5 protein-coding genes are annotated in these 3,825 nt (G+C 52.2%); all 5 read left to right on the plus strand.

Going from position 1 to position 3,825, the window contains the following annotated elements:
- Positions 1-712: hypothetical protein (locus tag VGA08_03990; protein ID HEX9679752.1), on the plus strand; the 712-nt coding region annotated here is incomplete at its 5' end.
- Between the two features lie 43 nt (positions 713-755).
- Positions 756-1,607, plus strand: coding sequence for a hypothetical protein (locus tag VGA08_03995; protein ID HEX9679753.1), 852 nt, complete (start codon positions 756-758; stop codon positions 1,605-1,607).
- A 28-nt stretch (positions 1,608-1,635) separates the two neighbouring features.
- On the plus strand, positions 1,636-2,700 hold the full coding sequence (locus VGA08_04000) for a hypothetical protein (GenBank protein HEX9679754.1): 1,065 nt from the start codon (positions 1,636-1,638) through the stop codon (positions 2,698-2,700).
- 4 nt (positions 2,701-2,704) lie between these two features.
- Positions 2,705-3,121 (plus strand): rRNA maturation RNase YbeY, encoded by a 417-nt coding sequence (gene ybeY, locus VGA08_04005; protein HEX9679755.1) that lies wholly within the window; start codon positions 2,705-2,707, stop codon positions 3,119-3,121.
- An 80-nt stretch (positions 3,122-3,201) separates the two neighbouring features.
- The coding region (gene ftsA, locus VGA08_04010) for a cell division protein FtsA (protein HEX9679756.1) at positions 3,202-3,825 on the plus strand (624 nt) is incomplete at its 3' end.

The following is a 3,825-nucleotide window of genomic DNA, read 5'->3' on the forward strand; positions in this document are numbered from 1 at the left end:
TAACGGCTGTACGGATTCGTCCGAAACCTGTGTCGCGGCGTTTGGCGCTCAGACTTACTTTGATATCTATCTCGACGGCCAGTTTTTGACCGGAAATAATATTCTCTACCGCGGTCCCAGCTTTAGTTCGGCTGACTATTATCCGCCGGGCACGCCGCCGTCGGTTGATAGCTGGCCGGGTATTCCGGCGACCGGCAATACTGTTTTGACCGCGCCGTTTAGTCTTCCAAGTTTCGGCCTGACCGATTCGGGGCAGCACGTGATTGCCTTTGAGGTCTTTGACCACGATCAAAGCAATGGCCGACGTGAACTTCGAGGCTACTTCTCTAACATCGGCACCAATCGCGACTACTGCTCGCCGCTGATTAACCTTGGAATCTTGTCCCCGCGCACCAGTCCGCAATCTCCGGCACTCCCGGCTTGGTGTTACTCTATAAAGACACCGACCGGAGTCGGAATTTACGACGAACCGCCAACCGATAGCTTGGGTCGCCGCTGGAATGAGCGCGGGTATCAGCGGGGTACCGGCTGGGAAATAACTCGAACCGGTAACAGCGGGCATATTGGCGGGCAACTCGACGCCCTTGGCTATACGCAGCCGAGCGCGACTGTTTGGAGTCAGGAGACCGACTATGCCGTTGAAAGCGCAACTAGCAACAATCCAAGCGGTGATGTCCGTATTTTCTGCCGCTATGAGTGGACAAATTCTTGAGATAAGCTACCATAGTAAATAACTAACAGCAAAATTAAGACGTATGTTTGGTGATAATTCCAATCAAAATCAACCTAATTCTCCGCAGGAGGGTTTACCTCGCCGAAGCCCGAAATCTTTTGATGCTCAGGCGCAGGCGGAGAATACTCCGCCGGGTACTTCGCCATTGGCGCCGCCGCCGGCATCACCGCAACCAGCGGTGCCGCCGTCTAATTTACCCACGGCTGAACCTTCTTTGTCGGAGCAACAGCCAGAACCGCCCCGGCCGCCGCAAAGTTTTGAACCGCCGGAAGATATTTTAGAAAGCGTTGATATCCCAGAAACACCGGCCGCGACCCGCGGCCCGGATATTCCGCCGCCCGAAATTCCTGACCTTGCTGAACCTGTTGAGCATGATGAAACTGAACCCGTAAAAAAATCGAAACGAACTAAAGTTATTATTCTAACTATCATCGTTATTTTGGGGTTAACCGTGCTGGCAGCCGCCGGTTGGTACGGTTATCAACTTTTTACTCAGTCGGAGACTCCTTCTCCACAACCGGCTTCGTCCGACCAAGTTCCGCAGCAGCCGGCTACGACCACACCTGGATCCGCCAATCAAAACGCTGGTTTGGGCAATCAGCAGCCGACCCAATCGGCGCCCACACAGCAAGCTCCGCAGCAGCCGGTTGATACCGATCGCGACGGTCTTTCAGATGAAGACGAAGCGCTTTACGGCACTAATCCGGAATTGGTCGATACTGATGACGACGGGCTGACTGACCGAGACGAGGTCGTGGTTTTCAAGACCGACCCGTTAAACCCAGACACAGACGGCGATGGATTTACTGACGGAGACGAGGTTCGCAACGGCTATGACCCAAAGGGTCCGGGCCGTCTTCTAGAGTTACCTTAAGTAGTTAAAGGCTTAAATACCAAGACGCATGTTTGGAATTGGTAAAGATAAGAACAAAGAAAAAAATGAGCAGGCTCAGAAGGGTTCGGAATTTGGCGCGTCTCCGGAGGCGGGGATTGGCGATCAAATCCATACCATGCCAGATCGATTTTACGTGGCTGACAAGCAGCGGCCTTGGGGGTTAATTTTAATTATCACCCTGGGAGTTTTATTGGTTGGAGGGCTGGGATTTTTCGCGTTTTATTTGAGTCAAAGTCTGAACCAGGAAAAAGAGCTGCCAGAGCCTGAACCCGGCGCGCAGAATATAAATCAGCCAGTAAATCAAAACACTAATCAGCCGACTGCCACCAACGAGAATACGTCTGCCGGAAGCCAAAATGTAAATCAAAATTTACCGCTTCCAAATCAAAATACGAACAGTATCCCAGGTACCACAACTCCAACCACCACACCCGCAAACCAGAACACTAACCTTAACGCCAACCAAAATACCAACGTCAACCAGGATCCTCCGACCAGCGCCGGCGAACCACTCCCAAAGGCGCCCGATGTTGATGGCGACGGACTGACACTGGCGGAAGAAACTTTGTACGGCACCGATTCGAGCCTGAGTGACACTGATGGCGATGGCTTCGGCGATGGCGCAGAAATTTTGAACGGTTTTGATCCGGCTCAGCCGATGCTGACCATGACTGAAACCGGACTCTTTACCGTTTTTTCAACCGCTCAGTTTTCAATCGCGTACCCAAGCGCTTGGAACGCCCAGGAGCGTGGTGCCAATGGTGACGAAGCAATTTTTCAGTCAGCTGGCGGAGAGTTTGTCCAAATTCTAACGCTTGAAAAACCAGTCAGTCAAAGCCTGGAAGAGTGGTACCGCCAGCAGTTTCCGGCCGAGAATGTTTTGGCCGGCCAGGTCAGCTTCGATGGCGGGTTGAGCGGCTTTCGTTCGGCTGATAATCAAAATTATTATCTTGAGCATGCCGGTGATTCGTCACAAGTCTACGTGGTCACGTACAATTCCGGTCAGCTGACCCAGCTTAACTTCATGACCACTTTTGTGGCCATGGTCAAAACCTTTAGCTTGGTTTTGTAGTCGCATGATTAGCTTCGCGGTTAACCAGACATCCGGGCGGGCATTGCCGAAACGTTTTTGGGAAACCTGGCTCCGCCGGATTGACAATGCTCTGAAGCTTTCAAAACAACTTCATCTCTCGGTCGGTATAGTCGGTGAGACCCGAATGCGCAATCTGAATCGGATGTATCGGGGACAGGATCGAGTCACCGATATTTTAAGTTTTGGCGATCAAGAGCCGGACAGTGATTTTCTGGGAGAGCTGATTATTTGCTACCCACGAGCCCGGCAGCAAGCCCGTCAATTCGGTCATTCGGTCGAAAGAGAGTTCGCGGTTTTGCTGATTCACGGGATTTTACACCTCTTGGGGTATAAACACGATGCCACGCCCGAAGCCGACAAGATGAAGCGCTTAGAGCAGCGCATTTTAGGTTTGAAATGATTGTCTCAAAGCCGGTTTTATGGTATTGTGTATTTATCCTCAACCCTATTTCTTAGGCTTTTAAAGGCGTTTTGCCACCTATGCCCGACCCCCAACTCATCACTGGACTTGATATCGGTTCAACCGCAATTAGACTCGCGGTTGGGCAGTACGTGGTTCGCGATGGCGGTGAAGGAGAAGTCCACATTATTGGCGCCGCCGAAGTTCCGGCCGATGGTATCAGCCGGGGCGTGATTAGCAGCATTGAAGACGCGGTTTCGTCAATCACGGCCGCCCTGGAAAAGGCCGAGCGTATGGTTGGAAATCCGGTCAGCGGTTCGTGGATCGGGATTTCCGGCAGCCACATTAGTTCACAGGAAAGCCGGGGCGTAGTCGCGGTGGCTCGTTCAGACGGCGAAATTTCTGAAGACGATATTGAACGCGCCATTGACGCGGCTCGGACGGTCGCGACCCCGCAAAACTACGAGATTCTCCACGTCATCCCGAAAAGTTTTATTGTCGATGGGCAGGAAGGCATAAAAGACCCGCTCGGCATGACCGGCGTGCGCCTGGAAGTCGACACCCAAATTATTCAGGGTTTAAGCGCGCAAATTAAAAATTTGACCAAGGCAGTCTACCGGACCGGGATAGAAATTGAAGACCTGGTGCTCTCAATTTTAGCCACTTCCGAGGCGGTTTTAACGAACCGCCAAAAAGATCTCGGC

The sequence above is a fragment of the Candidatus Saccharimonadales bacterium genome (assembly GCA_036397795.1).
Lineage (GTDB): Bacteria > Patescibacteriota > Saccharimonadia > Saccharimonadales > DASWIF01 > DASWIF01.